This window comes from Polaromonas hydrogenivorans (assembly GCF_040105105.1).
GTDB lineage: Bacteria > Pseudomonadota > Gammaproteobacteria > Burkholderiales > Burkholderiaceae_C > Polaromonas > Polaromonas hydrogenivorans.
This window is the reverse complement of the sequence record NZ_CP157675.1, coordinates 897,360-923,419: the sequence shown is the minus strand read 5'-3', so window position 1 is coordinate 923,419 and position 26,060 is coordinate 897,360. Positions and strand designations below refer to the sequence as shown.

General features: G+C 60.7%; 23 protein-coding genes, 1 tRNA gene and 1 pseudogene. 7 read left to right on the top strand and 18 right to left on the bottom strand.

Annotated features, from left to right (window positions below; all coding sequences use genetic code 11):
* Positions 1-51 precede the first annotated feature (51 nt).
* The 3 genes from ABLV49_RS04455 (at position 52) to ABLV49_RS04445 (ending at position 2,655) form a co-directional block, all read left to right on the top strand.
* Complete coding sequence (locus ABLV49_RS04455; protein WP_349280380.1) at positions 52-369, top strand: DUF485 domain-containing protein; 318 nt, start codon at positions 52-54, stop codon at positions 367-369.
* Positions 366-2,042: a cation acetate symporter gene (locus tag ABLV49_RS04450; protein WP_349280379.1), complete on the top strand. Its 1,677-nt coding sequence runs from the start codon at positions 366-368 to the stop codon at positions 2,040-2,042. Before ABLV49_RS04455 ends, ABLV49_RS04450 begins: the two co-directional genes overlap by 4 nt.
* Before the next feature lie 409 nt (positions 2,043-2,451).
* Positions 2,452-2,655, top strand: a complete 204-nt coding sequence (locus ABLV49_RS04445) for a hypothetical protein (protein ID WP_349280377.1) — start codon at positions 2,452-2,454, stop codon at positions 2,653-2,655.
* A gap of 123 nt (positions 2,656-2,778) precedes the next feature.
* On the opposite strand, the gene ABLV49_RS04440 is transcribed toward ABLV49_RS04445, so the two are convergent.
* The 5 genes from ABLV49_RS04440 to ABLV49_RS04420 form a co-directional block, all read right to left on the bottom strand.
* Positions 2,779-2,866, bottom strand: a tRNA-Ser gene (locus ABLV49_RS04440).
* A gap of 39 nt (positions 2,867-2,905) precedes the next feature.
* Positions 2,906-4,240 carry a serine--tRNA ligase gene (serS, locus tag ABLV49_RS04435; RefSeq protein WP_349280376.1) on the bottom strand — a complete coding sequence of 445 codons (1,335 nt, stop codon included), beginning with the start codon at positions 4,238-4,240 and terminating at the stop codon, positions 2,906-2,908.
* A gap of 49 nt (positions 4,241-4,289) precedes the next feature.
* Positions 4,290-5,234, bottom strand: a complete 945-nt coding sequence (locus ABLV49_RS04430; protein ID WP_349280375.1) for a threonine/serine dehydratase — start codon at positions 5,232-5,234, stop codon at positions 4,290-4,292.
* A 6-nt stretch (positions 5,235-5,240) separates the two neighbouring features.
* On the bottom strand, positions 5,241-6,236 hold the full coding sequence (ispH, locus tag ABLV49_RS04425; protein ID WP_349280374.1) for a 4-hydroxy-3-methylbut-2-enyl diphosphate reductase: 996 nt from the start codon (positions 6,234-6,236) through the stop codon (positions 5,241-5,243).
* Positions 6,237-6,238: 2 nt separating this feature from the next.
* Entirely contained in the window at positions 6,239-6,736 is a 498-nt protein-coding gene (locus tag ABLV49_RS04420) for an FKBP-type peptidyl-prolyl cis-trans isomerase (RefSeq protein WP_349280373.1), read from the bottom strand.
* 203 nt (positions 6,737-6,939) lie between these two features.
* On the opposite strand from ABLV49_RS04420, the gene radC reads away from it, so the two are divergent.
* Positions 6,940-7,614, top strand: coding sequence for a RadC family protein (gene radC / locus ABLV49_RS04415; protein ID WP_349280371.1), 675 nt, complete (start codon positions 6,940-6,942; stop codon positions 7,612-7,614).
* A gap of 36 nt (positions 7,615-7,650) precedes the next feature.
* The gene (locus ABLV49_RS04410; protein WP_349280369.1) at positions 7,651-8,334 is read left to right on the top strand and encodes a Smr/MutS family protein; all 684 of its coding nucleotides are present in this window, start codon (positions 7,651-7,653) and stop codon (positions 8,332-8,334) included.
* An 83-nt stretch (positions 8,335-8,417) separates the two neighbouring features.
* Here the strand turns inward: ABLV49_RS04410 and ABLV49_RS04405 are convergent, their stop codons facing one another.
* Positions 8,418-9,092: a helix-turn-helix transcriptional regulator gene (locus tag ABLV49_RS04405; RefSeq protein WP_349280368.1), complete on the bottom strand. Its 675-nt coding sequence runs from the start codon at positions 9,090-9,092 to the stop codon at positions 8,418-8,420.
* A 318-nt stretch (positions 9,093-9,410) separates the two neighbouring features.
* Here ABLV49_RS04405 and ABLV49_RS04400 point away from each other — a divergent pair, with 318 nt between their 5' ends.
* Positions 9,411-9,641 (top strand): DUF1059 domain-containing protein, encoded by a 231-nt coding sequence (locus ABLV49_RS04400; protein ID WP_011802710.1) that lies wholly within the window; start codon positions 9,411-9,413, stop codon positions 9,639-9,641.
* 49 nt (positions 9,642-9,690) lie between these two features.
* On the opposite strand, the gene ABLV49_RS04395 is transcribed toward ABLV49_RS04400, so the two are convergent.
* From ABLV49_RS04395 to ABLV49_RS04370, 6 genes are all read right to left on the bottom strand, one after another.
* Positions 9,691-10,428: a lysophospholipid acyltransferase family protein gene (locus tag ABLV49_RS04395; RefSeq protein ID WP_349280367.1), complete on the bottom strand. Its 738-nt coding sequence runs from the start codon at positions 10,426-10,428 to the stop codon at positions 9,691-9,693.
* A gap of 53 nt (positions 10,429-10,481) precedes the next feature.
* Positions 10,482-11,777, bottom strand: a complete 1,296-nt coding sequence (locus ABLV49_RS04390) for a dihydroorotase (RefSeq protein ID WP_349280366.1) — start codon at positions 11,775-11,777, stop codon at positions 10,482-10,484.
* 201 nt (positions 11,778-11,978) lie between these two features.
* Entirely contained in the window at positions 11,979-12,941 is a 963-nt protein-coding gene (locus tag ABLV49_RS04385) for an aspartate carbamoyltransferase catalytic subunit (protein WP_349280365.1), read from the bottom strand.
* Between the two features lie 27 nt (positions 12,942-12,968).
* Entirely contained in the window at positions 12,969-13,487 is a 519-nt protein-coding gene (pyrR, locus tag ABLV49_RS04380; RefSeq protein ID WP_349280363.1) for a bifunctional pyr operon transcriptional regulator/uracil phosphoribosyltransferase PyrR, read from the bottom strand.
* Entirely contained in the window at positions 13,480-13,950 is a 471-nt protein-coding gene (ruvX, locus tag ABLV49_RS04375) for a Holliday junction resolvase RuvX (RefSeq protein WP_349280361.1), read from the bottom strand. The genes pyrR and ruvX overlap by 8 nt, the downstream gene beginning before the upstream one ends.
* On the bottom strand, positions 13,943-14,533 hold the full coding sequence (locus ABLV49_RS04370; protein WP_349280360.1) for a YqgE/AlgH family protein: 591 nt from the start codon (positions 14,531-14,533) through the stop codon (positions 13,943-13,945). Before ABLV49_RS04370 ends, ruvX begins: the two co-directional genes overlap by 8 nt.
* Positions 14,534-14,663: 130 nt before the next feature.
* On the opposite strand from ABLV49_RS04370, the gene ABLV49_RS04365 reads away from it, so the two are divergent.
* The gene (locus ABLV49_RS04365; RefSeq protein ID WP_349280359.1) at positions 14,664-16,124 is read left to right on the top strand and encodes a cryptochrome/photolyase family protein; all 1,461 of its coding nucleotides are present in this window, start codon (positions 14,664-14,666) and stop codon (positions 16,122-16,124) included.
* Positions 16,125-16,182: 58 nt separating this feature from the next.
* Here the strand turns inward: ABLV49_RS04365 and ABLV49_RS04360 are convergent.
* The 6 genes and pseudogenes from ABLV49_RS04360 to ABLV49_RS04330 form a co-directional block, all read right to left on the bottom strand.
* Positions 16,183-22,093 (bottom strand): annotated as a pseudogene (locus ABLV49_RS04360) (Hpt domain-containing protein).
* A gap of 55 nt (positions 22,094-22,148) precedes the next feature.
* Positions 22,149-24,428, bottom strand: coding sequence for a methyl-accepting chemotaxis protein (locus tag ABLV49_RS04355; RefSeq protein WP_415838110.1), 2,280 nt, complete (start codon positions 24,426-24,428; stop codon positions 22,149-22,151).
* 36 nt (positions 24,429-24,464) lie between these two features.
* Positions 24,465-24,995: a chemotaxis protein CheW gene (locus tag ABLV49_RS04345; RefSeq protein ID WP_349280357.1), complete on the bottom strand. Its 531-nt coding sequence runs from the start codon at positions 24,993-24,995 to the stop codon at positions 24,465-24,467.
* A 21-nt stretch (positions 24,996-25,016) separates the two neighbouring features.
* Positions 25,017-25,382, bottom strand: a complete 366-nt coding sequence (locus tag ABLV49_RS04340; RefSeq protein ID WP_011802721.1) for a response regulator transcription factor — start codon at positions 25,380-25,382, stop codon at positions 25,017-25,019.
* Complete coding sequence (locus tag ABLV49_RS04335; protein WP_041376768.1) at positions 25,382-25,780, bottom strand: response regulator; 399 nt, start codon at positions 25,778-25,780, stop codon at positions 25,382-25,384. The genes ABLV49_RS04340 and ABLV49_RS04335 overlap by 1 nt, the downstream gene beginning before the upstream one ends.
* A gap of 80 nt (positions 25,781-25,860) precedes the next feature.
* Positions 25,861-26,034 carry a rubredoxin gene (locus ABLV49_RS04330; RefSeq protein ID WP_011802723.1) on the bottom strand — a complete coding sequence of 58 codons (174 nt, stop codon included), beginning with the start codon at positions 26,032-26,034 and terminating at the stop codon, positions 25,861-25,863.
* Positions 26,035-26,060: the final 26 nt, after the last annotated feature.

Below are 26,060 nucleotides of genomic sequence, written 5' to 3'. Positions count from 1 at the left end.
ACGGCAGGTGACTGCAAAAAATTGATTTTGTTTTTTAAAAGGGGATGACGCATGAGCTCTGAAATCTATGCCCGGATTCAAAAGAATCCGAAATTCAAAGAACTGGTTAGCAAGCGCGAGCGCCTGGCCTGGACCTTAACCGGCATCGTCCTGGTGCTTTTTTTCGGCCTGTTCATGACGGTGGCCTTCAACCCCTCCGTGCTGGCGATCAGGCTGGGTGACAGCTATGTCACCACCGGCCTCTTGATTGGACTGGCCCAATTTGTCCTGTTCTGGCTTCTCACGGCGGTTTATGTCCGTCGCGCCAATTCAGAGTTTGATGCGCTGACCGAGCAGTTGCTGCATGAATCCGTGAAAGCAAAAAAATGATGAAAAAAATACTTGCCAACCTGTCCGCCGGACTGGTTTCACTGGGGATGGCCGGCGCCGCGCTGGCCGCACCCGCCGTTGAAATCACCCAGAAGCAGCCGCTGAATGTTCCGGCCATCATCATGTTTGCCATTTTTGTCGGCATGACACTGGCCATCACCTACTGGGCGGCCAGCCGCACCAAAACCGCCTCCGACTTCTACACCGCAGGCGGCGGCATCACCGGCTTTCAAAATGGCCTGGCGATGGCCGGCGACTACATGTCGGCCGCAACGCTGCTCGGTCTGACGGCGATGGTGTACACCAACGGCTACGACGCCTACCTGTTCATGATCGCTTTCTTCGTGGGCTGGCCCATCATCCTGTTCCTGATGGCCGAGCGCCTGCGCAACCTGGGCAAGTTCACCTTTGCCGACATCACCTCCTACCGCCTTGACCAGGGCAAGGTGCGCACGATGGCCGCCATCGGCTCGCTGACCGTGGTGTGCTTTTACCTGATCGTCCAGATGGTGGGCGCGGGTCAGCTGATCAAGCTGCTGTTTGGCCTGGACTACCACATTGCCGTGATCGTGGTCGGCGCCCTGATGGTCGTGTACGTGACCTTCGGCGGCATGGTCGCCACGACCTGGGTGCAGATCATCAAGGCTTGCCTGCTGCTGTTCGGCGGCACGGTCATCACCGTGCTGGCTTTTTCGCAGTTCGGCTTCAGCTTCAACACCCTGGCGGCCAAAACCATCGAGCTGCACAAGCTCAAGGACATGCTGTTCGCGCCCGGCAAACTGCTGCAGGACCCGATCAACGCCATTTCCCTGGCCATGGGCCTGATGTTCGGCCTGGCCGGTCTGCCGCACATCCTGATGCGTTTCTTTACCGTCAACAACGCCAAGGAAGCGCGTAAATCGGTTCTGTACGCAGCCGGTTTTGTGGGCTTTTTCTTCAACGTCATCCTGCTGATGGGCCTGTGCGCGATTGTGATCGTGGGCACCAACCCCGAGTTCTTCGAAGGCGGCACGCTGGGCGGCAAGATCATCGGCGGCGGCAACATGGTGGCGATGCACCTGGCCAAGGCCGTGGGCGGCAACCTGCTGCTGGGCTTTTTGGCGGCGGTGGCTTTCGCAACGATTCTGGCCGTGGTCTCGGGTCTGGCACTGGCTGGCGCCTCCGCCATCTCGCATGACCTGTATGCCCGCGTGATCAAAAAAGGCAATGTGTCCGAAGCGCAGGAAATCAAGGTTTCCAAAATGGCCTCGTTCGGCATCGGCCTGATCGCCGTGGTGCTGGGCATTGCCTTCGAAAAGCAGAACGTGGCCTTCATGGCGGCGCTGGCCTTCGGCATCGCGGCGGCCGGCAACTTCCCGGTGCTGTTCCTGTCGATGTACTGGAAAGACCTGACCACGCGCGGCGCATTGGCTGCGGGTTACGGTGGCTTGATTGCCGCCGTGGTGCTGGTCGTGCTGTCCAAATCCGTCTGGGTGACCGTGTTTGGCTACGCCACGCCGATCTTCCCGTACGACCAGCCCGCCCTGTTTGCCATGCCTCTGGCGTTCTTGCTGGGTTATGTCTTCTCCATCACCGACAAGAGCGAACGCGCCGGCAAAGAGCGCGCCGCTTTTGCCGACCAGTGGGTTCGCGCCCAGACCGGCTTTGGCGCCGATGGCGCGGTCAGCCACTGACAGCTTGCTCTAGACAATGAAAAAGCCCCGAGTTTCGGGGCTTTTTTCATGGTGGCCACTCGGTGGATTAGCTCCAACGGGCTATTGGTCATTGAGCGGGGTGGGACATACGCTACGGCATGTTACGAACATCCTGAAAGATGCAGCAAATGCAACACTTCTATGAACCCATACCCTCTGGCAAGGGAGTGCGCCCACAATGTGGCGAAGTTTCCGCCTGCGTCATCAGCCTTTGGGTGACCTCAAAACGGCAGAAGTGTTTAGTTGGCGTTTTTCGGCAGATAAGCCCATCAATAAGCGATTGAGGGGCTGGACAATGCTACCCTGATCTGTAGCACAACTTGAAGACAGTTGCTCTGTCTGAAAAAGTTCTGCCAAAAACAAAAATTTATAACGATAGAGACACATCATGGCCCAAACCATCAGCACCTATTCCATCAACACAAGCCACAGCCTGCAAGGTCAGCCGCAAACCGAGTACGAAACCAACGCAAATGAATATGGGGATTTGCCGACTGCCGAATTCCTGTTCGTCATTCTCGTCTCCGGCGTCAGCCTTGCCGTATTCCTCGGTAGCCTGATCGGAGCACTGGTTTTTTTCAAGATTATTTAAATAGACAGGAGCCGCTTGGCACAGCCACCGAGCGCTGCGGAGGTGGTAAATCCATCGGTGAAAGCAAAAAACCTGATAATCGCAAGTCATTGATTTGACTAGCTTTTATCAGGTTTTACTATTTGGCGGAGAGGGTGGGATTCGAACCCACGGTACCTTGCGGTACGCCTGATTTCGAGTCAGGTACATTCGGCCACTCTGCCACCTCTCCTATGTATCGAGCCGCAATTCTAGCAGGCTGAAATGCCGTTCAGGCCGCTGGCAGAGAAAGAGTCGTCATGCCGCCCATGTAGGGTTGCAGCACCGCCGGAATATCGACGCCGCCGTCGGCGCGCTGGTAGTTTTCAAGCACCGCCACCAGTGTGCGGCCCACGGCCAAGCCCGAGCCGTTCAGGGTGTGGACAAACTCGTTCTTGCCCTGCGCATTCTTGAACCGGGCCTGCAGGCGGCGGGCCTGGAAGGCTTCGCAGTTGGACACCGAGCTGATCTCGCGGTAGGTGCTCTGCGCCGGCAGCCACACTTCCAGGTCGTAGGTCTTAGTCGCGCCAAAACCCATGTCGCCGGTGCACAGCAGCATCACGCGGTACGGCAGGCCGAGCTTTTGCAGGATGACTTCGGCGTGGCCGGTCATGGCTTCGAGCGCTTCGTAGCTTTTCTCGGGATGCACGATCTGCACCATTTCCACCTTGTCGAACTGGTGCTGGCGGATCATGCCGCGCGTGTCGCGGCCGTAGCTGCCAGCTTCGGAGCGAAAGCACGGCGTATGGGCTGTGAATTTCAGCGGCAGCTGTGCTTCGGCGACGACTTCATCGCGCACAAAATTGGTCAGCGGCACCTCGGACGTGGGAATCAGGTACAGCGCGGCATTCTCGGCCTGGCCTTCCTGCCCGCCTTTCCTGGCCGCGAACAGGTCTTCCTCGAACTTGGGCAACTGGCCGGTGCCGCGCAGCGAATCGCTGTTGACGATGTAGGGCACATAGCATTCGGTGTAGCCATGTTCGGCCGTCTGCACGTCGAGCATGAATTGCGACAGCGCGCGGTGCAGGCGCGCCAGCGGGCCTTTCATGACGGTAAAGCGCGAGCCGGTCAGCTTGGTGCCGAGTTCGAAGTCCAGCCCCAGCGGCTGGCCGACATCGACATGGTCCCTGGGCTCGAAGCTCAAGGCCGCAGGCTCGCCGCCCATGCCTTCGAACGGGCTCCACTTGCGCACCTCGACGTTGCCCGCCTCGCCGCTGCCCTGCGGCACGCTGTCGTGCGGCAGGTTCGGCACGGCCAGCAGCAATGCCTGCATTTCCGTCTGGATCTGCTCAAGGCGCTTGGCCGACGATTCGAGTTCGGCCTTGGAATGGCTGACCAGCGCCATCACGGCGCTGGCGTCTTCGCCCCTGGACTTGAGCTGGCCGATTTGTTTGGACAGGGTGCCGCGCTGGCCTTGCAGCTCTTCGGTCCTGATCTGCACGGCCTTGCGTTCGGCCTCAAGGGTCTGGAAGGCCTCGACGTTGAGGAAGGTTTGCGGACTCTTGCGGGTCTCCAGGCGGGCGATGGCCGAGGGCAGGTCTTTACGGAGCAGGTTGATGTCTAGCATGGGGTCGATTGTATTTTGTGCCGCAATGGCCAGGAATGGGGCGGCGGGTTCAGTTCAGGCTGGCCGGATCGACGTTGGCGCCGCAAATGATCAGGCAGACGGTTTCGTCCGCACGCGGCACATAGCGCCGGCTGTGCAGCGCGGCCAGCGGCAAGGCGGCGGCGGGCTCGACGGCCAGCTTGAGTTCTTGCCACAGCCACAGCTGCGCCGCCCGGATGGATTCGTCGGTCAGCAGCAGCGCATCGCGCACCTGCGCCTGGGTCACGTCCCACGCCAGGCCGCCGATGCGCCGGGCACCGAGCGAATCGGCCGCGATGCCGCTGACAGCCACATCCACCGGCCGGCCGGCTTCACGCGCGCGGTACAGGCTGGGGGCCAGTTCGGGCTCCAGCGCCACGACGCGGCTGCGCTGCCCGAACCAGCTGGCCACGCCGCCGATCAGGCCGCCGCCGCCCACGCTGACCAGCACCGAATGCGGCAGGCCACCTTGCTGTTCGATTTCCAGCGCCAGGGTGCCGGCGCCCACCAGCACTTCGGGCTGGTCATAGGCATGGGTCAGCAGCGCCCCGGTTTCCTGCTGGCGCGCCAGGCAGGCCCGCAGCGCATCGGCGTAGGCCGCGCCGCCGACCACCACGCGGGCGCCCAGGGCGGCGAGCCGGGCGCGCTTGGCCGGGCTGGAGATTTCGGGAACGAAGACTTCGCAGGGCACGCCCAATTCCTTGGCCGCAGCCGCCGTGGCAATGCCCGCATTGCCGCCCGACGCCACGATCACGCCGCTGGGCGGAATCGGGTTGGACAGCAGGCGGTTGAGCATGCCGCGCGCCTTGAAGCTGCCGCCGGTCTGCAGATGCTCCAGCTTGAGCCAGACTTCGGCGCAGTCCACGCCCAGCGCCCCGCCGGGCAGCTTCCAGAGCGGAGTTCGACGGATAAAGTGGCTGTAGCGCTCGCTGAACGTGTGCTGACAGCTCTCGATTTGATAGCGGTTGACTGTCATCGACGGTCAGCTCAGCTGATGAAGCTGGCTGTCGCCGACCTCAAGCTGCTGGCCCTGCGCGTCCAGCTTCAATCCCTTGGGCAAGGGGAACTTGATGGTTTCCTCGACCCCGTCCATCTTGCGGATAGCCACCGCGCCCAGCGCCTTGATGCGGTCGATGACCTGCCTGACCAGCACCTCGGGGGCCGACGCGCCTGCCGTCAGGCCGACACGGCTCTTGCCTTCGAACCAGGCTTCCTGCAGCTCGCTGGCGTCATCGACCATGTAGGCCTCGGTGCCCAGCTTGGCGGCCAGTTCGCGCAGGCGGTTGCTGTTCGAGCTGGTCGGGCTGCCGACCACGATCAGGATATCGACCTGCGGGCTGAGCACCTTGACGGCGTCCTGGCGGTTTTGCGTGGCGTAGCAGATGTCCTGCTGCTTGGGCTTGCGCACCTGCGGAAACCGGGCCACGATGGCGGCGCTGATCTCGGCCGCGTCGTCCACGCTCAGCGTGGTTTGCGTGACGACGGCCAGGCGCTCGGTTTGCAGCGGCGAGATACGCGCCACGTCGGCCACGTCCTCGACCAGGTGGATGCCGCTGTCGAGCTGGCCCATGGTGCCTTCGACCTCAGGGTGGCCCTTGTGGCCGATCATGATGAACTCGTAGCCTTCCTTGTTGAGCTTGGCGACCTCGACATGCACCTTGGTCACCAGCGGGCAGGTGGCATCGAAAATCTGGAAACCCCGCGCCCTGGCTTCTTCCTGCACCGCCCGGCTGACGCCGTGGGCGCTGAACACCAGCGTGGCGCCTGCTGGCACGTCGGACAATTCTTCAATGAAAATCGCGCCCTTGACCTTCAGGTCATTGACTACATAGGTGTTGTGCACGATTTCATGGCGGACATAAATCGGTGCGCCAAACTTGACCAGCGCCCGCTCGACGATTTCAATCGCCCGGTCAACGCCAGCGCAAAAGCCGCGCGGCTCGGCCAGCAGGATTTCTTCAAGTGGTGGATTCGACATGCTCACAGCACCCCGATCACATGCACTTCAAACTCCACCGGCTGGCCGGCCAGCGGATGGTTGAAGTCAAACTGCACCGCCGCGTCGTCGCCGTCCTTGACCTGCTGCACCGCGCCGGCGTACTGGCCCATGCCGTCGGGCGTGGGGAACTGCACCACATCGCCCACGCTGTAGCGCTCGTCGGGGTCGCCCAGCTGGTTGAGCAGCTTGCGCGCGACCCATTGCACCAGCTCCGGGTTGCGCTCGCCAAAAGCCTCGCCGGCGGCCAGCTGGAACGTGGTGCGCGTGCCTTCGGGCAGGCCCAGCAGGCGCTGCTCGATGGCCGGCGACAACTCGCCGTTGCCCAGGCTCAGCGTTGCGGGCTTGCTGTCGAAGGTGTTGATGATGCTGGCGCCGCCCGGCGCGGCCATGCGGTAGTGCAGGGTCAGGAAGGAGCCTGGCTCGACCACCGGGGCGGCATCGGGCTGGGCGGACTGGATGGAGGATTGCAGGGTAGGCATAAAGACTTTCGGGCCACCACGGGTGGTCGGCCGGCAACAGTGACTGAACGGGCTCTATTGTAGAAAGTCGGGCTGGCCTCCGTGCAGCGGCGCGCCATTTCAAGCATTTTTCAGGGCTTCCCGTGCGGATTGACCCCGCTGGCCTGCTGCATACTCCAGTTTCTTTTTTACTTTTGCTTTCAATTTCCAGGCCGCGCCCCTCAATGCTCATCAAAGACCTGCCCGCGGACGCCCGTCCGCGCGAGAAACTGCTGGCCCGTGGCCCTGCGGCGCTCAGCGATGCCGAATTGCTGGCGCTGTTGCTGCGTACCGGCCTGCCCGGCAAGAATGCGCTGCAGATGGGCCAGGAACTGCTCGACAACTTTGGCGGCGTGGCCGGGCTGCTGCACACCGGCCCCGAAGCGCTCAAATGCATCAAGGGGCTGGGGCCGGCCAAGCGCGCCGAAATCGTCGCCGTGCTGGAACTGGCGCGCCGCGCACTCGCCGAGGAGCTGAAGGAAAAGGCGCTGTTCACCACGCCGCAAGCGGTGCGCGACTACCTGCAACTGCAGCTGGGCAACCGGCCGCACGAGATTTTCGCCGTGCTGTTCCTCGACAGCCAGCACCGGCTGATCGCGCTGGAGGAACTGTTTCGGGGCACGCTGACGCAGACCAGCGTCTACCCGCGCGAGGTGGTGATCCGGGCGCTGGCGCTGAATGCGGCCAGCGTGGTGCTGGCGCACAACCACCCGAGCGGCGCGGCGCAGCCCTCGCGCGCCGACGAAATGCTGACCCAGACCCTGAAGACCGCGCTGGCGCTGGTCGATGTGCGGGTGCTCGACCATTTCGTGGTGACCGCCTCCCTGGCGGTGTCGATGGCCGAGATGGGACTGGTTTAGGATGGGTGCCCCAGGCATTTTTTCACCATCGCCACCATGCTGCAGCCCTCCTTCCCCCGCCAAAAAAGCGAAAAAAGCCTGCTGATCCGGGATCTCAAGGATCTCAAGCTGGTCCGCCGCGAGCTGGAAATGCGCGCCCGGCTGGAAGCGCAGCGGCTGGCCGCGCTCCAGGCGGCCGCCGCGCTGGCCCGGGCTGAAAAAGAGCTGTTTTCACGCGCCGTCGGACGCGTCGTGGCCTTGCCGCCGCAGCACCGGCCGGGCCACCGGGCCAGCCTGGAGCGGGCGCGGCCGGCCCCGATTGCCGAACAGCTGCGGCTCGACGAGATGGCTGTGATGCAGGAAGCCCTGTCGGACGAGTTTGATGTCGAGACGCTGCTGCACACCGATGAAACGCTGAGTTTTCGCCGGCCCGGCATCGGCCCTGACGTGGTGCGCAAGCTGCGCCGGGGCAACTGGAGCATTCAGCGCCAGCTCGATTTGCACGGCTTTCGGCGCGAGGATGCGCGCAACGCGCTGGGCGCCTTCATCCGCGAAGCCAACAAGGCCGGCCTGCGCTGCGTGCGCGTGGTGCACGGCAAGGGCCTGGGTTCGCCGGGCAAGATGCCGGTGCTCAAGGGCCGGGTGCAAAGCTGGCTGATCCAGAAGCAGGAAGTGCTGGCCTTCGTGCAGGCGCGCCCCGCCGAGGGCGGCGCGGGGGCGCTGGTGGTGCTTTTGGTGTAGCGGTGAAGAGATCGGGCACCTGAATCTTATTGCTATTATTTCAATAGCTGTATATGCCCGTGCTTAAAGCGAAAAATGCATATTTAAACAAGAAAATGGTCTGAATTCCCGAGGCTTGCGTGATGACAGATCGCCAGCGCGCGCATGACCGCCGCCGTGCGCGTTTCCACGCCCAGCTTCACATAGATATGCTCCAGATGCTTTTGCACGGTGCGCGGGCTGATGGCCAGCAGCGCCGCGATCTCGGCATCCGTCTTGCCGCAGGCCAGCCAGTGCATCACCTCGGCCTCGCGTTGCGTCAGGCCAGTCGCATGGATGCCGGGTGGCAGCGGCAGCGCCGTCCCCTCCTCCTCCGGCGCGACGGCGGCCCGCGCATGGCGTGCGTGGTGGTAAAGAAAGGCAAGATGCGGGCGCAGCAACTCCAGCCGTTCGCGGTCGCGCTCGTCAAAATCAAGGCCGCGCCGCTCAAGCACGATGCTCACCCGCGTTCGGCGGTCGCTGAACAGCGGTACGGCGATGGCGTACTCAAGCCCGATGCGCCGCTCGTCGTCGCCATGCAGGGCGCCGGGCAAGCCCAGCACCTCGCGCTGGCCGGTGCCCAGTTCACGGACCGAGAGCGTCGTCAATTCGGCGGCCACCAAGCCGTTCAGCGCCTGCGCCACCGCCCGCGCAAAGCCGCGCACGCTATCGGCCTGCGCCTCGATTCGCGCCAGCACCTGCAAGGCGCTGGCGAAGTCGTTTTGGGTGAGGTGGTTCATGGCGGCTCCACTGGCTGGTGCCTACGCATTGCTGCGTATTGGCAATACTCCCTGGCGACTTCAGCATGTCGCCATGGGTGCTTCCTTTGCAATCGTGCATTTCAGTATAGGAAGCCCTGCATGCCGGTGCAAGCCCGGCCGCAGGGAGAAGAACACGGTTTCGGCGCACCGCCCAGACGCCGTTGTTTCAATCCACGCCCCTTTCGGGACGAATTTGGAAGAGGTTACCCTCTCCCAAATAAATTCTATCCTCCTGAAGGGGGGAGGTTTCAAACCGGAGTCAGTTCTTGATGAAGCAAACCACTGAAAGGAGCCATCATGTCACGCCAATACATTGATTGCCGCGAATTTCCCAGCACCATGAACTGCAGCGTCGCGCTGTCGGCTGACAGCGACAAGGAACTGCTTGACGCGGCCGTGCAGCATGCAGTCGCCGTGCATGGCCACACCGACTCGCCGGAGTTGCGCCGGCAGTTGGCGTCCATGTTCAAGCCGGGCACGCCGCCGCTGAACGTGGCGCAGGCCAAAGCCCAGACGGCCAGCGCCTGACCGGCTGCCGTCAAAAAAGGATGCCGTCCGGTGGATAGTCTTGGCTGCCTCAACTTTGACGCAGAACGTCCACCGTGCTGCGCAAATGCTGGGTCCAGGCGCGGCGGTCGCGGCCATCGGCCCCTTCGGGTTCGCCGTAATGCACCACGGCCACAATCGGCGGCGCACAAAGGGTGCGCCAGATGGAGCCGAGCAGTGTTTCGTCGCCGATGTAACTGGGCGCGTAGCTGGTTTCGCCGCTGGCCTTGTCCACAAAACGCAGGCCGACCGGCTGGACTGGGGCATTGGCCGATATGGCAGCCTGCAGCAAGTTGGCATGAAAAGGCAGCACCCCCCGCCCATCGCCGGTGGTTCCCTCGGGAAACACCGCCAGCACCTCATTGGCCTTGAGCGCTTCCTGCATGAGATGCACCATCCGCAAGGCATCGCGCCGCGAACTGCGCTCGATGTACAGCGTTCCCGCCGCCGTCGCCAGCGTACCAATGAGCGGCCAGTCCTTCACATCGGATTTGGAGACAAAGCAACAGTGGCGCGCCGCATGCATGACCGGAATGTCGAGCCAGGAAATGTGGTTGGACACCAGCAGCACCGGCCCGGTGATGGGCGGCTGCCCGCGAATTTCCAGCGTGATGCCGGCATGCCCCAGGAATGCCAGCGCCCAGACCTGAACCCGGGCGCTTTGCTGGGACGGCTGCAGGCGCGGCAGGCGCACGGCGGCAATCCACAAACCGGCCAGGATGTGGCCGAGGATGCGCAGCAGACGCCAGCAGGCCCAGATACGCCTCATCGAGCGTCTGCAGGCGTCTTGCCGGCCAGCAGAAAACAGCTGACCCGCATCGCTCAGGCGCGCTCGAACGCGACCTGCCCGCCCACCAGCGTGTAGCGCACGCAGCCGGACAATGCATGGCCCGAAAACGGCGTGTGCTTGCCCTGGCTGCGCAGCGCCGCCGGCTCCACCGTCCATTCGCTGTCCGGATCGAAGATGCAGATATCGGCGACGCCGCCCTTGACCAGCCGGCCCGCGCTGGCCTGCAGCGTGCCCAGCGCATGGCCCAGCACGCGCGCCGGCTCGCTGGTCAGCACGGCCAGCGCCCGGGTCATGCCCGCCTGGCTGTCATTTCCCCATTTGCAGGCCAGGCCCAGCAGCAGTTCCAGCCCGGTCGCGCCCGGCTCGGCCTCGGCGAACGGCAGGGTTTTGGCGTCTTCATCGACCGGCGAGTGGTCGGACACCAGCGCATCAATCGTGCCGTCGGCCAGCCCCTGCCGCAGCGCGTCGCGGTCGCGCTGCTGGCGCAGCGGCGGGTCCAGGCGCATGCGGCTGTCGAAATAGCCTATGTCCACATCGGTCAGATGCAGGCTGTTGATGCTGACATCGCAGGTCACGTTCAAGCCTTCGGCCTTGGCCCCGGCCACCAGCGCCACACCGGCGGCGCTGCTGATCCGGCACAGGTGGACGCGGGCGCCGGTGGCGCGCATCAGCTCGAAAATCGTGTGCAGGGCAATCGTTTCGGCTGCGACCGGCACGCCGCTGAGCCCCAGGCGTGTGGCCAGCGCCCCGCTGGCGGCCACGCCCTTGCCCAGATGCAGCTCCTGCGGACGCAGCCAGATCGAATAGCCGAACGTGGCGGCGTACTGCATCGCGCGCATCAGCACCTGCGTGTTGGCCAGCGGCACCTCGGCCTGGCTGAAAGCCACGCAGCCCGATTCGGTCAGCTGGACCATTTCGGTCAGCGCTTCGCCCTTGAGCCCTCGCGTCAGGGCGCCGAGCGGAAAGACGCGCGACTGATGCATTTTTTCGGCGCGGAACTTGAGCATTTCCACCAGGCCGGGCTCGTCCAGCACCGGGTCGGTGTCGGGCGGGCAGACCAGGCTGGTCACGCCGCCGACCACGGCTGCGGCCAGCTCGCTTTCCAGCATGCCTTCATGTTCATGGCCGGGCTCGCGCAGGCGCGCCGACAGGTCGATCAGGCCGGGGGCGACGATGCAGCCGGTGGCGTCGATGGTTTTATTGGGCGTGAAATCGGTCAGAGACCCGTTCAGCGACACGATGCGGCCGGCGGCAATCGCCAGGTCGCCGACCTGGTCGAAACCGGTGGCGGGGTCGATGACGCGACCATTCTTGATGAGGAGTTTCATTTTATTTTTCCGAAAAAAAGCCGCCGCTGATAGTGGACCAAAGCCAACCCGCCCCAGGGGGCAGCAAGCCACAGGCAGCGGGAAGCGCGGTTGCCTGTCCTTTCAAGTTCCGGCCGCAGGACCGGCTTTGCCGGACTGCAGGCGGGGCGGCCCCCTCGGGGGGCAGCGAACCACACGCAGTGGGGAGCGTGGGGGCTACGTTCATGCTTCATTTCCTGCAACGATGCTCATGACGGCCATGCGAACCGCAATGCCGAATGTGACCTGCGGCAGGATGACGCTCTGCGCGCCATCGACCACGGCCGAGTCGATTTCCACGCCCCGGTTGATCGGGCCGGGATGCATCACGATGGCGTCAGGCTTGGCGAGTTGCAGCTTGTCGGTGGTCAGGCCAAAGCTCTTGGAAAACTCCTGGCTGCTGGGCAGCAGCGCGCCGGTCATGCGCTCGTTCTGCAGCCTGAGCATGATGATCACGTCGGCGCCCCGGATGCCTTCTTCAAGCGTGTTGCACACGCGCACGCCCATCTGCGCCATGTCGGCCGGAACCAAGGTCTTGGGGCCGACCACGCGCACTTCGGCGCAGCCCAGCGTGGTCAGCGCATGGATGTCGGAGCGCGCCACGCGCGAATGCAGCACGTCGCCGACGATGGCGACCGTGAGGTTGCTGAAGTCCTTCTTGTAGTGCCGGATGGTGTACATATCGAGCAGGCCCTGGGTCGGGTGCGCATGCCGGCCATCGCCGGCATTGACGACATGCACATGCGGCGCGACATGCTGGGCGATCAGGTAGGGCGCGCCGGATTCGCCGTGGCGCACCACGAACAGGTCGGCGGCCATGGCGCTCAGGTTGGCGATGGTGTCGAGCAGCGACTCGCCCTTGGACGCCGATGAGCGGGCAATGTCCAGGTTGATCACATCGGCCGACAAGCGGGTGGCGGCAATCTCAAAGGTCGTGCGGGTACGGGTGGAGTTTTCAAAAAACAGGTTGAACACGCTCTTGCCGCGCAGCAGCGGGACTTTTTTGACCTCGCGGCTGCTGACCGAGACAAAGTTGGCGGCGGTGTCCAGAATCTGTGTCAGGATGGCCCTGGACAGGCCTTCGGTGGAGAGCAGATGGATCAGCTCGCCGTTTTTATTGAGTTGGGGGTTTCGTCGGTACAACACGCTGTAAATTCCTCTTGCGCTTTAAATTCAGGCGGGGGTTTGGGTATCCTGCAGGCGGAATCGGAACCGGCCATCGTCGGTGCGGGCCAGTTCCAGCGTTTGCGAAGCCGGCAGGCTCACTCTGGCCACGGCCAGGTCGGCCTGCACCGGCAATTCGCGTCCGCCCCGGTCCACCAGCACCATCAGCCGGACGCTGGCGGGCCGGCCGTAGTCGAACAGTTCATTGAGCACGGCGCGTATCGTGCGGCCGGTGTAGAGCACATCGTCCACCACGATCAGGTGCGCGCCATTGACATCGAATGGCAGCACGGTCTGGCCGCTGGACGCCAGCCCGCGCTGCGAAAAGTCGTCGCGGTGCATGGACGACGACAAAATGCCGATGTCTTCAGCCAGCCCCAGGTCTTTTTGCAGGCGCTGCGCCAGCCAGGCGCCGCCCGAGGCCACGCCCACCAGGCGCGGCGGCTGACTGCAGGCAGCCAGTTGCTGACGCATGCCGCGCAGCAAATCGGCATACAGCGCCTCGGCGTCAAGAACCAGACTACTCATGGGGAAGACTCCTTAAAAATTGTTCAAGAATGATGCAGGCCGACGCGGCATCGGCATCCTTGGCGCCGCTGGCCAGGGCTTCGGTCGTGCTGTAGCGCTCATCGACCTCAAACACCTGCAGGCCAAAGCGGCCACGCAACTGGCGCGCAAACTTTTGCGCGCGCACGGTATTGTCGTGGCTGGCGCCGTCGGGATGAAACGGAATGCCGACCACCAGCGCATCGGGCTGCCATTCCTTGATCCGGGCCTGGATCAGCGGAAAACGGGCGACCCCTTCGGCGGCAATGGTGGCTTGCGGCGTGGCGGTGCGGGTCAGGATATTGCCCGACGCAACGCCGGTGCGCTTGAACCCATAGTCGAAAGCCAGGAAGGTCTGGAAACCCGCCGCCGGATGAGGCGCCGGCGTCAGGCGGTTTTCGGGCCGGGAATGATCAGTATCCGCCAGGCCTTGCGGCTCATCCATGACCGGCGACGGGCGAAATCATCCAGCTTTCAAGGCCCAGCAGCATCAGGGCCTTGTCATAGCGCTCTTCGACCGGGGTGTCAAAAATCACTCCCAGGTCGGCCGCCACCGTCAGCCAGCTGTTGTCGAGCAATTCCGATTCAAGCTGACCTTCGCCCCAGGCCGAATAGCCGAGCGATACAAACACCTTGCGCGGACCGGCCCCGGTTGACAGGGCTTCGAGCACATCCTTGGAGGTGGTCATTTCCAGCCCGCCAGGAATCGACATGGTCGAGGCATAGACCGATTCATTGCCGGGCATCATGGATTCATGCAGCACGAAGCCACGCTCGGTCTGCACCGGGCCGCCCTGGAAAACCGGCGTTTGCATCAGGTCATCGCGGCGCAGGGGCAACTCGACCTTGTCGAACAAGCCCTGGACGTTGATGTCGCTGGGCTTGTTGATGATCAGGCCCAGCGCCCCGCGCTCGCTGTGCTCGCACATATAGATCACGCTTTTTGAAAAGCCTTCATCCTCCAGACCGGGCATGGCAATGAGGAAGTGGTGCGTGAGGTTGATCGAAGATGGGGGTTCCGTGGCCATCGGCAGATTTTACGCGTTAGCGCATCCCCGGCATAACACCTCATTCGCGGGGATCGGCGCTACAGGGCCAATTGCGGTGCAAAGCGATTCAGGCGTCAGGCCCGGATTGTTTTTCACTACCATCGGGCGCATGCACAAAAAATACAGGACAGGACTGATGTGGTTCAGGCGGGATCTGCGGCTCCAGGACAATGCAGCGCTGCACCATGCGCTGAAATCGTGTGAGCAGGTGTTTTGCGCCTTCGTTTTTGACCGGACCATTCTGGATTCGCTGCCAAAAGCCGACCGCCGGGTCGAGTTCATCCGGGAATCCCTGGTGGACCTGAACCGTCAATTGGCAAAACTGGCCTTGCCTGCCGGCCTGCTGATACGACACGGCACCGCTTTGGACGCCCTGCCCGCCTTGGCGTCCAGGCTTTCGGTCGATGCAGTGTTTGCCAACCACGATGACGAGCCTTGCAGCCTGGCGCGCGATGCCGAAGTGCTGGGTTTACTCGAAGGCGCAGACGTGGCTTTTCACACGTTCAAGGACCATGTCATTTTTGAACGACAGGAGGTGCTGACGCTGGCCGGCCAGCCTTATACCGTCTTCACCCCCTACAAGAAGGCCTGGCTGAAAAAGGTCGATGCCTTTTACCTCAAGCCCTATCCGGTTGAGAAGTACGCATCCGCGCTGGCTACCCGACCGGCAGATGAGCGGCAGGATGTGCCCGCGCTGGCCGAACTGGGGTTTGAAAAAACCAACCTGTCAGCGCTCAGGCTACCCACTGGCAGCCAGGGCGGAGAAGCGCTTTTCGACGATTTCCTGGACCGCATGCCGCACTATGCGGACACCCGCGACTTCCCCGCCGTCAAAGGTCCAAGTTATCTGGGCGTGCATTTGCGTTTTGGCACAATTTCGATCAGAAAAATTACATCGAGCGCACTGGCGCAGCAGCAAACGGGCAGCGAAGGCGCCACAACCTGGCTCAGCGAACTGATCTGGCGGGATTTTTATGCCCAGATCCTGGCTAACTTTCCGCATGCGGCCAGCAGCGCGTTCAAGCCCGGCTATGACGCGATTGCATGGGAACAAGGCGAAAAAGCCGAGCTGCTTTTCCAGGCTTGGTGCGAGGGCCGGACCGGCTACCCGCTGGTGGATGCAGCCATGGCCCAACTCAACCAGACCGGCTACATGCATAACCGCCTGCGCATGGTGACAGCCAGCTTTCTGGTCAAGGATCTTGGGATCGACTGGCGCTGGGGCGAGCGTTACTTTGCCGAAAAACTCAATGATTTTGACCTGGCATCGAACAACGGCGGCTGGCAGTGGGCCGCCAGCACGGGCTGCGATGCGCAGCCTTACTTCCGAATTTTCAACCCCGTCAGCCAAAGCGAGAAGTTTGACGCCGACGGAAAGTTCATCCGCAAGTACTTGCCGGTACTGGCAAAACTGCCCAAGGCTGCCTTGCACAGTCCGTGGCTGGCTTCGCCGATGGAACAAGCTGCAGCAGACGTGGCACTGGGCAGCAACTACGCGAGGCCTGTCGTGGCGCATGCCGAGGCGCGTGCGCTGACCTTGCAGCGCTACGCCCTCGTGAAAAAGTCCTGACAGCCTGCTATTTTTTCAATAGCTGCTTGCGCCCGCTCCATCTGCGCAAAAGGCCTTTTTAAGCCATCACAGCAGTTTGCACGGAACAGTATTGCCGGATCAGCCGCAACAACTCATCTTCGGAGTAAGGCTTGCCCAGGTAATGGTTGACACCCAGTTCCACGGCATGCTCGTTGTGCTTGTTGGCGATGCGGGAAGTGATCATGATGATGGGCAGCCCTTTCATGCGCTCATCGGCCCGGATGTTGCGCGCCAGATCGAAACCGTCCATGCGCGGCATTTCAATGTCTGACAGCACCACGGCCGGGATTTCTTCCTGCAGCCGCTCCAGAGCCTGCAGCCCATCGGCCGCCATCGCCACCCGGTAACCGTCACGCATCAACAGGCGCTGGGTGACACGCCGCACCGTGATGGAATCGTCAACCACCAGGATGAGCGGCGTTTTCGGTGCCACTGAAACAGGGAAAATGGTATCGGTATTGCGGCCGGAAACCCGGGCCGCATCCTGAGCAAGATAGTCTTTGCTCCATGCGCGCGCCTGTTCGCCATAGACCGCGGCCAGTGCCACAGGGTTGTAGATCAGCACCACGGCACCTGAAGGCAACATGGACATGCCTGTCAGTCCCGGCAACCCTGACAGCTGGGGTCCGAGGTTTTTAACCACGACCTCGCGGTTGCCAAGCACTTCATCGACGTGCAAGGCAATACGCTGGGCTGCACTGCGGAAAATGACAACCGGCGCGGTTTTCGCAGGAGCTTCTCCACTGAAATGCGAAGCCTGCAACAAGGCGCCTGACCAGAAGAAAGGCACGGTTTCACCACCGACATCGAGCGTGCCGCTGCGGTAGGCCTGTTGCAGATCGGCAGCCGGGATACGCCGCACGTTTTCCACCACATTGGCCGGGATGCCGACCGACATGCTTCCGGCACGAACCATCACCACCTGCGTCACGGCCGTGGTCAGCGGCAGCACGAGGGTGAAAAGTGTACTTTTACCCGCAATGCTGGAGGTTTTAACCCTGCCGCCCAGTGCGATCACATCGGAGCGCACCACATCCAATCCAATACCCCGGCCGGCAAGCTCGGTCACTACTTCGGCCGTTGAAAAGCCCGGAAGGAAAATCAGGTTGGCGGTGGCTTCATCATCCATCGCCTGGTTAGCCTTCATCAGCCCCTGGCTGATACCCCGTTCACGGATGCGGTCCAGGTTCAGACCCGCACCATCATCACCCAGTTCCACGGCAATGTCGTTGCCTTCCTGACGAAGATGGATGGTGATCAAGCCAACCGGATCCTTGCCAGCCCTGGTGCGGGCTTGCGGTGCTTCAATGCCGTGGGTCACGCAGTTGCGCAGCAAATGCTCGAAAGCGGGAATCATGCGGTCCAGCATGCCGCGGTCCATTTCGAGGTTGCCGCCATGCAGATCCAGGCGCACCTGTTTGCCGGTTTCCTTGGATGTTTGCCGGACCACACGATAGAGCCGCTCGGAAACACTTTCAAACTCTACCATCCGGGTGCGCAGCAAATCGCGCTGCAACTCCCGCGTCTGGCGGCCCTGAGCAAGCAGATCGTCTTCCGTGGCTTCGATGGTGCGCTGCAGGGTGCGCTGCACGGTGGCCACGTCGTTGACCGACTCAGCCATCATGCGGGTCAGCTCCTGCACACGGGTAAAGCGGTCGAACTCAAGCGGATCGAAGCCGGCCTGCGCTTCCTTCGCCAGGGCCAGGCGCGACTGCATCTGGGTTTCAGCCTGCAGTTCGATATCTCGCAACTGCTGACGCAAGCGGGTCAAGTTGCCCGTCATGTCATTCAGGGAAACTCGCAGCTGGCCCACTTCAGCTTCAAGGCGTGAGCGGCTGATCATGACTTCACCGGCCTGATTGACCATGCGGTCAAGCAACTGGGTGCGTACCCGTATGGTGGCATGCAGCCTGCCGCAAGGGCTGCATGACCATGGCTTGCGGTGCGGGAATTTCGATTTTTCGAGCATAGGCATTGGCACTTGTAATGACACGGGTGCTGTCGATGACGGAGGGAATCTCCGCATCATTTTCGGGTTGAAAGACATGAATATCCTGCAGATCCGGTTCGATGGTGATAACAGGTACGTCCTCAACCAGGGCCGGCAAGCCCTGGGATGCTATCGCATCGAGACGACGCAGACCTTCAAAGGCATTCTGCATCCCGTCAAAACGGGTCAACAGAAATTCAAACTCCTGGCTGGCGACAGATTCCGAGCCAATGGATGCAATCTCGGACTCGATCCGGTGCGCCATTTCCCCGAGTCGCATCGCCCCGGCAAGGCGCGAACTGCCCTTGAGGGTGTGCAATACACGCAGCACTTCAAGGCGTGGACTCTGATCGGATGGAGTTTTGGCCCACTGGCGCAAGGCCGATCCCAGACGAGGCATGAGTTCTGCGCACTCCTCCTCGAAAATTGGAAACAGGTCAAGGTCAATTGCATCGACAGCATCAATGTCATCGTGGACATCTTCATAAAGCGGCGATGGCGAAGAATTTGTGGGCGCTGAAAATGCGGTCGCAGGAACAGCCTCCGACAATGGGGCGGTGGTGAAAAAGTCGTTATCTTCCGGAGGCTGGGATTGGGCCACTGGCTCGGCTTGTTCCGACGTCTGACGCAAGCTCTCCGACATGGCACCTGAAGTGCCGTCCTGTAGATTCACCAGATCAGCGAAAGCTTCAATATCCTGGTCTTCATAAGCTTCTGGGAAAACGGAATCGGAAAACTCCAGTTCAGTCAAACGCTCAAGGATGTCAGGCTGGGGCTCCTTCAGGAATCCGGCTGCAAACTGATGCAGCAAGCGGCGTATGTCCTCGGAAGCCTCCACAAACAGCTGACCATAGGCCGATGCACCCTGGCTGTGGTGATTGCGGGAATTTTGAAGGGCGTGCTCCAAGGCGCGCGCCATCCCGGACAGGGCCATGAATCCAACGGTTGCAGAGCTTCCTGCCAGTGAATGGGCCAGCGCCACCGTGGAAGCACTGACCGGCTGATGACTTTCAAGCGCCCATTCGGCCACTTCATTGACCAAACGGCGTGACCATTCATCGGCTTCGCTCAAATACACGTTGTAAAGCGGAATGCCTATGCGCAATCCGTCAATCACCTTGATCGCGTCTTCTTCTCTTTCTTCCTGCTCTTCGATGCTGCTGCTCACTGCGGCAACTGCAGCAGTCTCTGGGCCTGCCACGACCTGCGGCAACTCGATCTCCTCTGCAGAATCGGTGGCAGTTGACGGCGCGCTGGCTTCAGAGGGCGGCAGGAACAGGCTGTCGAAGTCCAGGTCTTCCAGCTCGACAGGGGTCGCAACGGCCTGTCCGGAAGCGGGTTCCTGGACAGGCTCTTCATCAAAAATGATGTCGAACTCCATCGGAGCTTCAAAAGCGGCATCAGACTGGGCGGCAGTTTCAGCAGCGTGCACATCCACAGCAGAAGGCGCCTCAAAGGGATCGCCGGCTTGAGGGGACAAGTTGAGCGCCAGGTAGCGCCCTTCAATGCGCATGGCTTCCGCACTGCTGCAAAACGCAACGGCCGACCACACGCCATCCTGGTTTGCTGCAATATCGTCAATCCAGCGTTCGAAACCGGAAATGACCTCAGCGCAGAAAGTGCGAAATTCCTTGGTAGCGGTTTTTTGATCAGCCAGCCAGCTGTTGAGCAGTTGCTCCATTGCCCAGGCGGCTTCGCCAAACTCGTTCAGCCCGACCATCCGGGCACTGCCTTTGAGGGTGTGGAAGGCGCGCCGCAATACCGTCAATTGCTCAGTCTCTTCAGGATGGCTTGCCAGAGTATTGATTGCCTGCACGGCATGGCCAGTGACTTCGCGAGCCTCCTCAAGGAAGATGTCGCGCAAATCATCTTCTTCAAAATCCATGGCGAGCGACGGGTGACCCTGCGCTACTACGGGCATCGGCACTGCAGCAAGAACCATCTCGGTCAATGCTTCGGCTTCAGCAGGAGGCTCAGCAATGGCATCGTGCGCGTCATCATGCGCGGATTGAAGTTCTGCCAACGGCGCGGCGACATCGGTGGAGACCGAAAGCACATCAAACTCGGCGCCGAGCTCTCCATGAGGCGTATCATCTTCTGCGTCATGCGCTGCGAACGCAATTTCAGGCAAAAGCGGCGCAGGCGCAGTATTCACGGTGATGCTTGAAGCAGCGTCGCTGGCGTGTGCCGAGCGCCCCATCATCGATGTGAGCTCGTCTTTTTCCTCGTCGTAAACAAACAGTTTTTTCACCAGCGCAGGCTGGTAATTGAGCATGTCTATCAGGAAACTCAAGACGCCCAGGTTGTTGCCAAGCTGCTCGAATATTCCTTCAGCACGCAATTGCTGCTCATCAATTTCAGTGTCAAGCATTTGCTCAACACGGCCCTTCATGGTCAGGACGGCCCTGGAGGCTTGGTCCAGCCCCAAGACCGACAGTACGCCGCGCATCTGTGACAGCTGTTTTGGCACCAACTGCAAACTTGTCTTGTCTTGCGGATTGCGAAAGAACTTGTCCAGTGAATGCTCAAGCTCAGCCAGTGAAACGCGCAATTCGGTCACCACGCTGCTCATGGTCTGTTTGTCGCTGACCCGGCGATACAACTCCTCCATCCAGCCTTCGAGCGGCTGGGGCTCTCCACCATGGATGACGCCCTGGAGCCGCGCGGCCAGACTGCCGGTCCTTGCCACCAGTTGCGGATCGGCGGGATCAAGGTCGTCGAATACCGCTTCCAGATAAAGCACCGAGGTAGCGACTTCCATCGCCAACGCAATCGCAGGGGTTTTATTCCTGCGTACGGTCGCTTCGATTGCCTGAGTTAGGGCTTGGGCAAGGGGCTCGCTGGCCACATACAGTTTACGCAAGGAGTCAGCCACAAGGCTGAACTGGTCGGCTACCTGTTTGATTTTGGTGTTTTCGCCAGCGCAAAGCGACGACCACGCCTCCTTGGCCAGAACAATACGCTTGCGTGCCTGCGCCAGCAGTGCCGGATCGAAGCGGCCAAACTGCACCAACTCGTAATCCACCGGCTTGAAACGTGTCAACCCATAGGCAAAGCGCACCGCCGAGAGAACAGGCGTGTCACTGGCCCGGTTTGACACGGCCTGAACGCAAAAGAAAAGCAGATCCAGCGTCAGCCGTTCAGAAATGGAAGGGTCGCCTTTGGCCAGTGAGGCATATTGCAACAAAATTCTGGAAGCAGCACGTCTGACATAAAGATCGGAACTGAGCAGATTATGGGCAATGGCTTCAAAATAGCCGGCCGCAATTAGCCAGAAAATCCTGGGTTGCTGTTCGGTTTGAGCGGCTGCAAATCCGAGACTCAAATCCCTGAGGCTGCGGGCGGCTTGGGGGGCCTTGCCTTTCATAAGCTTTAAGACCGACTGATCCAGAAGGGCGCGAGCATCAGCGTCGTAATGACGCGCCTCTGGCGTTACAGACAGTTGCGGCTCCAGCCATCGCCATTCGTAGGACCACAAATCGGCCGGGTGAATACGGTCGGCCCGCACCAACTCCTGAATATTGCGGTATTGAGGAAACAAGGACACCGCAGACACCGGCTTGTCTGCCAGCACGCCTTCGAGATATTCCGTCAGCGCAAAACTGGCGTATTCAATCTTGGCGACCGCATCCTGGCTGCAAAGCTCGGGCTGCTGCACAAACTTTTGCACAGCAGCTTCCATCGCCCGGAGCATCATGGCGGGCTCCGCGAGTCCAACCACTTCCAGCGCACCAACGGCCTGGTGAAGTTGCTGCCGTGCAATGCGCAACTGGCTGGCGTCTATCGCTGCCAGATCGGAACCGCGCGCTGTATCTGCGTCCTTGGCAAAGCGCTTGAGTGCTTTGGTGGCAGCCTCCAGCGACTTGGATATCTCGTTGAGAACCCAAGCCAGCGGGCCCAGGTCATTCACGACGACATCGGGTTCGGCGGTAATTGAATTCGTGACCATGGGGTGCATAAATAACAGGCAGGTTCAGGAATCGGGGTTCGCAGTCAGGGCATCGTGCAGGGAATCAGGCAATCTTGAATCGTGACACCGATTGCCGCAGTTCTTCCGCCATGCGGGAGAGATTACGCACCTGCTGCGCTGTGGAACGGGTACCTTCTCCGGTTTGCTCCGTCACTACAAAAATGTGCTGGATGTTATCCGCCACCACATTGGCCGATGCAGCCTCCCGGGAGGCAGAATCGGAAATCTGTTCAATCAGATCCGCAAGGTGGCGCGACACCTGGTCAATCTCGGACAATGCCGTGCCGGCGCTGTCGGAAAGTTTGGCACCTTCGACCACCCCCTGCGTCGAGCGCTCCATGGCGGCTACCGCATCCTGGGTATCGGTCTGAATGGCCTTTACCAGTGCTGAAATCTGACGGGTTGCATCGGCAGAACGCTCAGCCAGTCGCTGCACTTCTTCGGCCACCACCGAGAAACCTCGTCCGGCTTCACCTGCCGAGGCGGCTTGAATGGCTGCGTTGAGCGCCAGCACGTTGGTTTGCTCGGTGATGTCTGAAATCAGTTCGGTAATTTCACCAATTTCCTGCGACGACTCGCCCAGTCGCTTGATGCGTTTGGAGGTTTCCTGAATCTGGTCACGAATGGAATTCATACCGCCGATGGCGTTTTGCACCGCCTGCAAACCGGACTCGGCAGCCGTCAGCGACTGCCGCGCCACCAGGGATGATTCCTGGGCCTGTGTGGACACTTCGTTGATTCGGACAGCCATGTCAACGACAGACTGACCAGTTTCGCGAATCTCGCGCAACTGCTCGGTCGAGGCGGCAAGCAGTTCCGTGGAGGTGTTTTCCACCTGCGCTGTCGTCTGCGCCACTCGGGTTGCCGTGCTCTGCACGTTACCCACCAGCTGGCGCAACTCCTCCACCGTGTAATTAACCGAGTCGGCAATGGCGCCGGTAATGTCTTCGGTCACCGTTGCTTCCTGGGTCAAATCACCCTCAGCCACTGTCTGCAATTCATTCATCAGGCGCAAAATGGCGGCTTGGTTGGCGTCATTGACGCGTTTGGCATCCTGCTCCTGGCTTTTGGCATCCTGCCGCTGGCCTTCAGCCACGGCCTGACGTTGCTGACTGTCCTTCACCTGCAAGCGGGCCAGGCCCGCTGCGCACAACAGCGCAACAAAGGCAGCGGCGACCAGCGTGGCAAGAGCGCCAGCACCCAGGCCGGTTTGGGAGGACAGCCCTCCCTGCAAGCTCTCAAGATCACGACGCAAAGGTTCGCTGTCTGCAATGATGGAAGCCTGCGCTTCGCGGGCCGAAACCAGCCCCTGCAAATTACCCAGAATGGCGCCGGCCTGCACCCGTGTTTTTTCGTACAGCGCTATCAGGGCTTGCAGGCGCTCACGCGTCTGCGGATCCCTGGATGCGCCCAGACGCAGTTCCGGACTCCCCTCCAGCAGACCCTGGGCGATTTCCTTGAACGAATTCAGATCCTTGCCCAGCAAGAACACGGCTTCGGGACTCACGCCTTCCATGGTCAGGAACTCATTGGCAGACTTGCCGATACGCTGCGTCAGCATCACCAGTTGACCCGATGCGGAAATTTCTGTCGGCGCGGCATTTTGCTGCAGCTTGAGCGAAGAAACCGTTTCAGCAATTTCGAGCAGGTCGGAAGACTGTCGGTTAATGGTGCGCAAAGCTTCTCCGACCTGCAGCAAAATGCCTTGCTGACCCATGACGACGTTGGCGTTCTGCTCGGCCCGCTCAGCCAGGGGAGTGACCTTGTCCACGTCAGGCAGCAGCGCGTTGTTCACTGCCGACAGACGCAGGCTGTCGTCCCCGGATTTCATTCCACGCACTGTTTTAGCCAGTACATCGGCACTTTCGCGTACATCGGGAAACGCCTGTGCGCTACCGACCAAGGCCTGCGACGCAGATTTGGCCAGCCGCTGCGACTGCATCAAGGCCTGTCCGGTTGCAGCTACCTGCTGCGCGACACGATCCGCCTTGCTAAGTGCAAAAACTGTCACAACTGCCAGGACAGCAACTGCGACAGCCAGCACCACCACCAAAATTTTCTGGTGTTCGCCCAGAGGACGCGCACCCAGCACAGGAAGGCTCAGAAGTTCTGTATTGACCAGCGCGCCGTCTTCAGCAATCGCCATGCTGCTAGGTGAAAAAATCTCTTCCTGCGCTTCTGCTTTGGAAATTCGGGCGCGTCCATTCATGGAACTGGCAGCAGAGGAAGCACCCGCCATCCTTGCGGAGGCCATGGCCACACTGTCTTCAGGCTGGGCTGACCTGGTTTTGAGTAGCTTCTGGATAGTTTCAATAACAGACATGAGTGAGCCTTCGGATAAAACGGGTAACGAGGTGCGCTAAGCAGCTATGGTCAAAAAATGAACTTGTTGTGCAAGCAACTGCAGGTTGATTTCCTGCCAGCTTGCACCATTGATATCAACGTACTGGTTTCCAAAAAATGCAGGCGCATCGGGCGCTCGCGCCGAGAAATCGATGAAGGCATCCTGTTTTCGCAATCCTGCCAGCTTGTCGATCAGCAAGACACAATTAACCTCAAGCGCGCTATTGAAAGAAACAAGCCTCGACTCTGTACGGGCAAGTTCATTTCTCGAAACGGATGCCTGGCCGCTCACAAAACCGGCCAGATCGACCACACCATAAAGACCGCCACGCAAGCCGGCCACACCCAAAAACCAGAACTGGGTATAGGAAACCGGCTGGATGCCGATCCAGGGGAAAATTTCCCCGGATTGAGCCAAGGGGAAAAGGTATTTTTTGCTACCGGCTTCAACGGCCAGCCACGAGGGTGCAATGCCTTGCATCTTGGCAAGCTGCAATCGCTCTGCCAGCCGTGTCTGTAGCTCTTTAAGGGCTTGTCTGTTCGCCATGTTGTGGTTTTATGCCAAAACTCAGGAAAGAGCCTTGATTTTGGCCATCAACTCGCCAGCATTGACGGGTTTGGTGATGTAGTCGCGTGCCCCCTGCCGCATGCCCCAAACCCGGTCGGTTTCCTGGTTTTTGCTGGTGCACATCATGATGGGAATATCCGCATACAGCGGATCACGCGCGATGGCGCGGGTCAACTGAAACCCGTTTTGCCCCGGCATGACCACATCCATGAGGATCAACTCGGGCTTTTCTTCAGCCAGCCGGCGAAAAGCATCTTCGGCATTTTCTGCCGTCTTGACGCTAAAGCCATTTTTCACCAGCAAATCGGTCAGGAACATCAACTCGGTCTTCGAGTCATCCACAACCAGTACTTTTTTGATTGACATCACACTTCCTTATGTTTAACGGTGCCCAAAGACTGAACGGTTTGCAGCAACTGATCCTTGGTGAACGGCTTGGTCAGGTAATCCTGCGAGCCCACCATGCGGCCACGTGCCTTGTCGAATACGCCATCCTTGGAGGACAGCATCACAATGGGAACATCCGAAAATCTTGCATTGCGCTTGATGATTGCACAGGTCTGGTAGCCATCAAGGCGCGGCATCAAAATATCGCAAAAAATCAGATCGGGCTGGTAGTCATTCACCTTGGACAGGGCGTCAAAGCCATCTTCTGACAGCAATACCTCATGACCTCCCTGTTTCAGGAAAATCTCGGCGCTGCGCCTGATCGTATTGCTGTCATCGATGACCAACACCTTCAGTCCGGAACTGGGAATGCTCACTGTGTTTACTCCTGTTTTTGCAGCCGCCGAAGCAACTGGATTCACCGCATTCAAGCGCTCCATGGCGCCAGTCGGACTGCTTACATCTGAACCATTTCAAAATCTTCTTTGCGTGCCCCGCACTCGGGGCAGGTCCAGTTCATGGGGACTTGACTCCATGGCGTACCAGCAGCAATCCCGTGTTCGGGGGCGCCTGTCGCTTCGTCGTAAATCCACCCACAAATCAAACACATCCAGGTCATTGATTGAGTCACAGCTTAAATTGCCTTCGAATAGAATG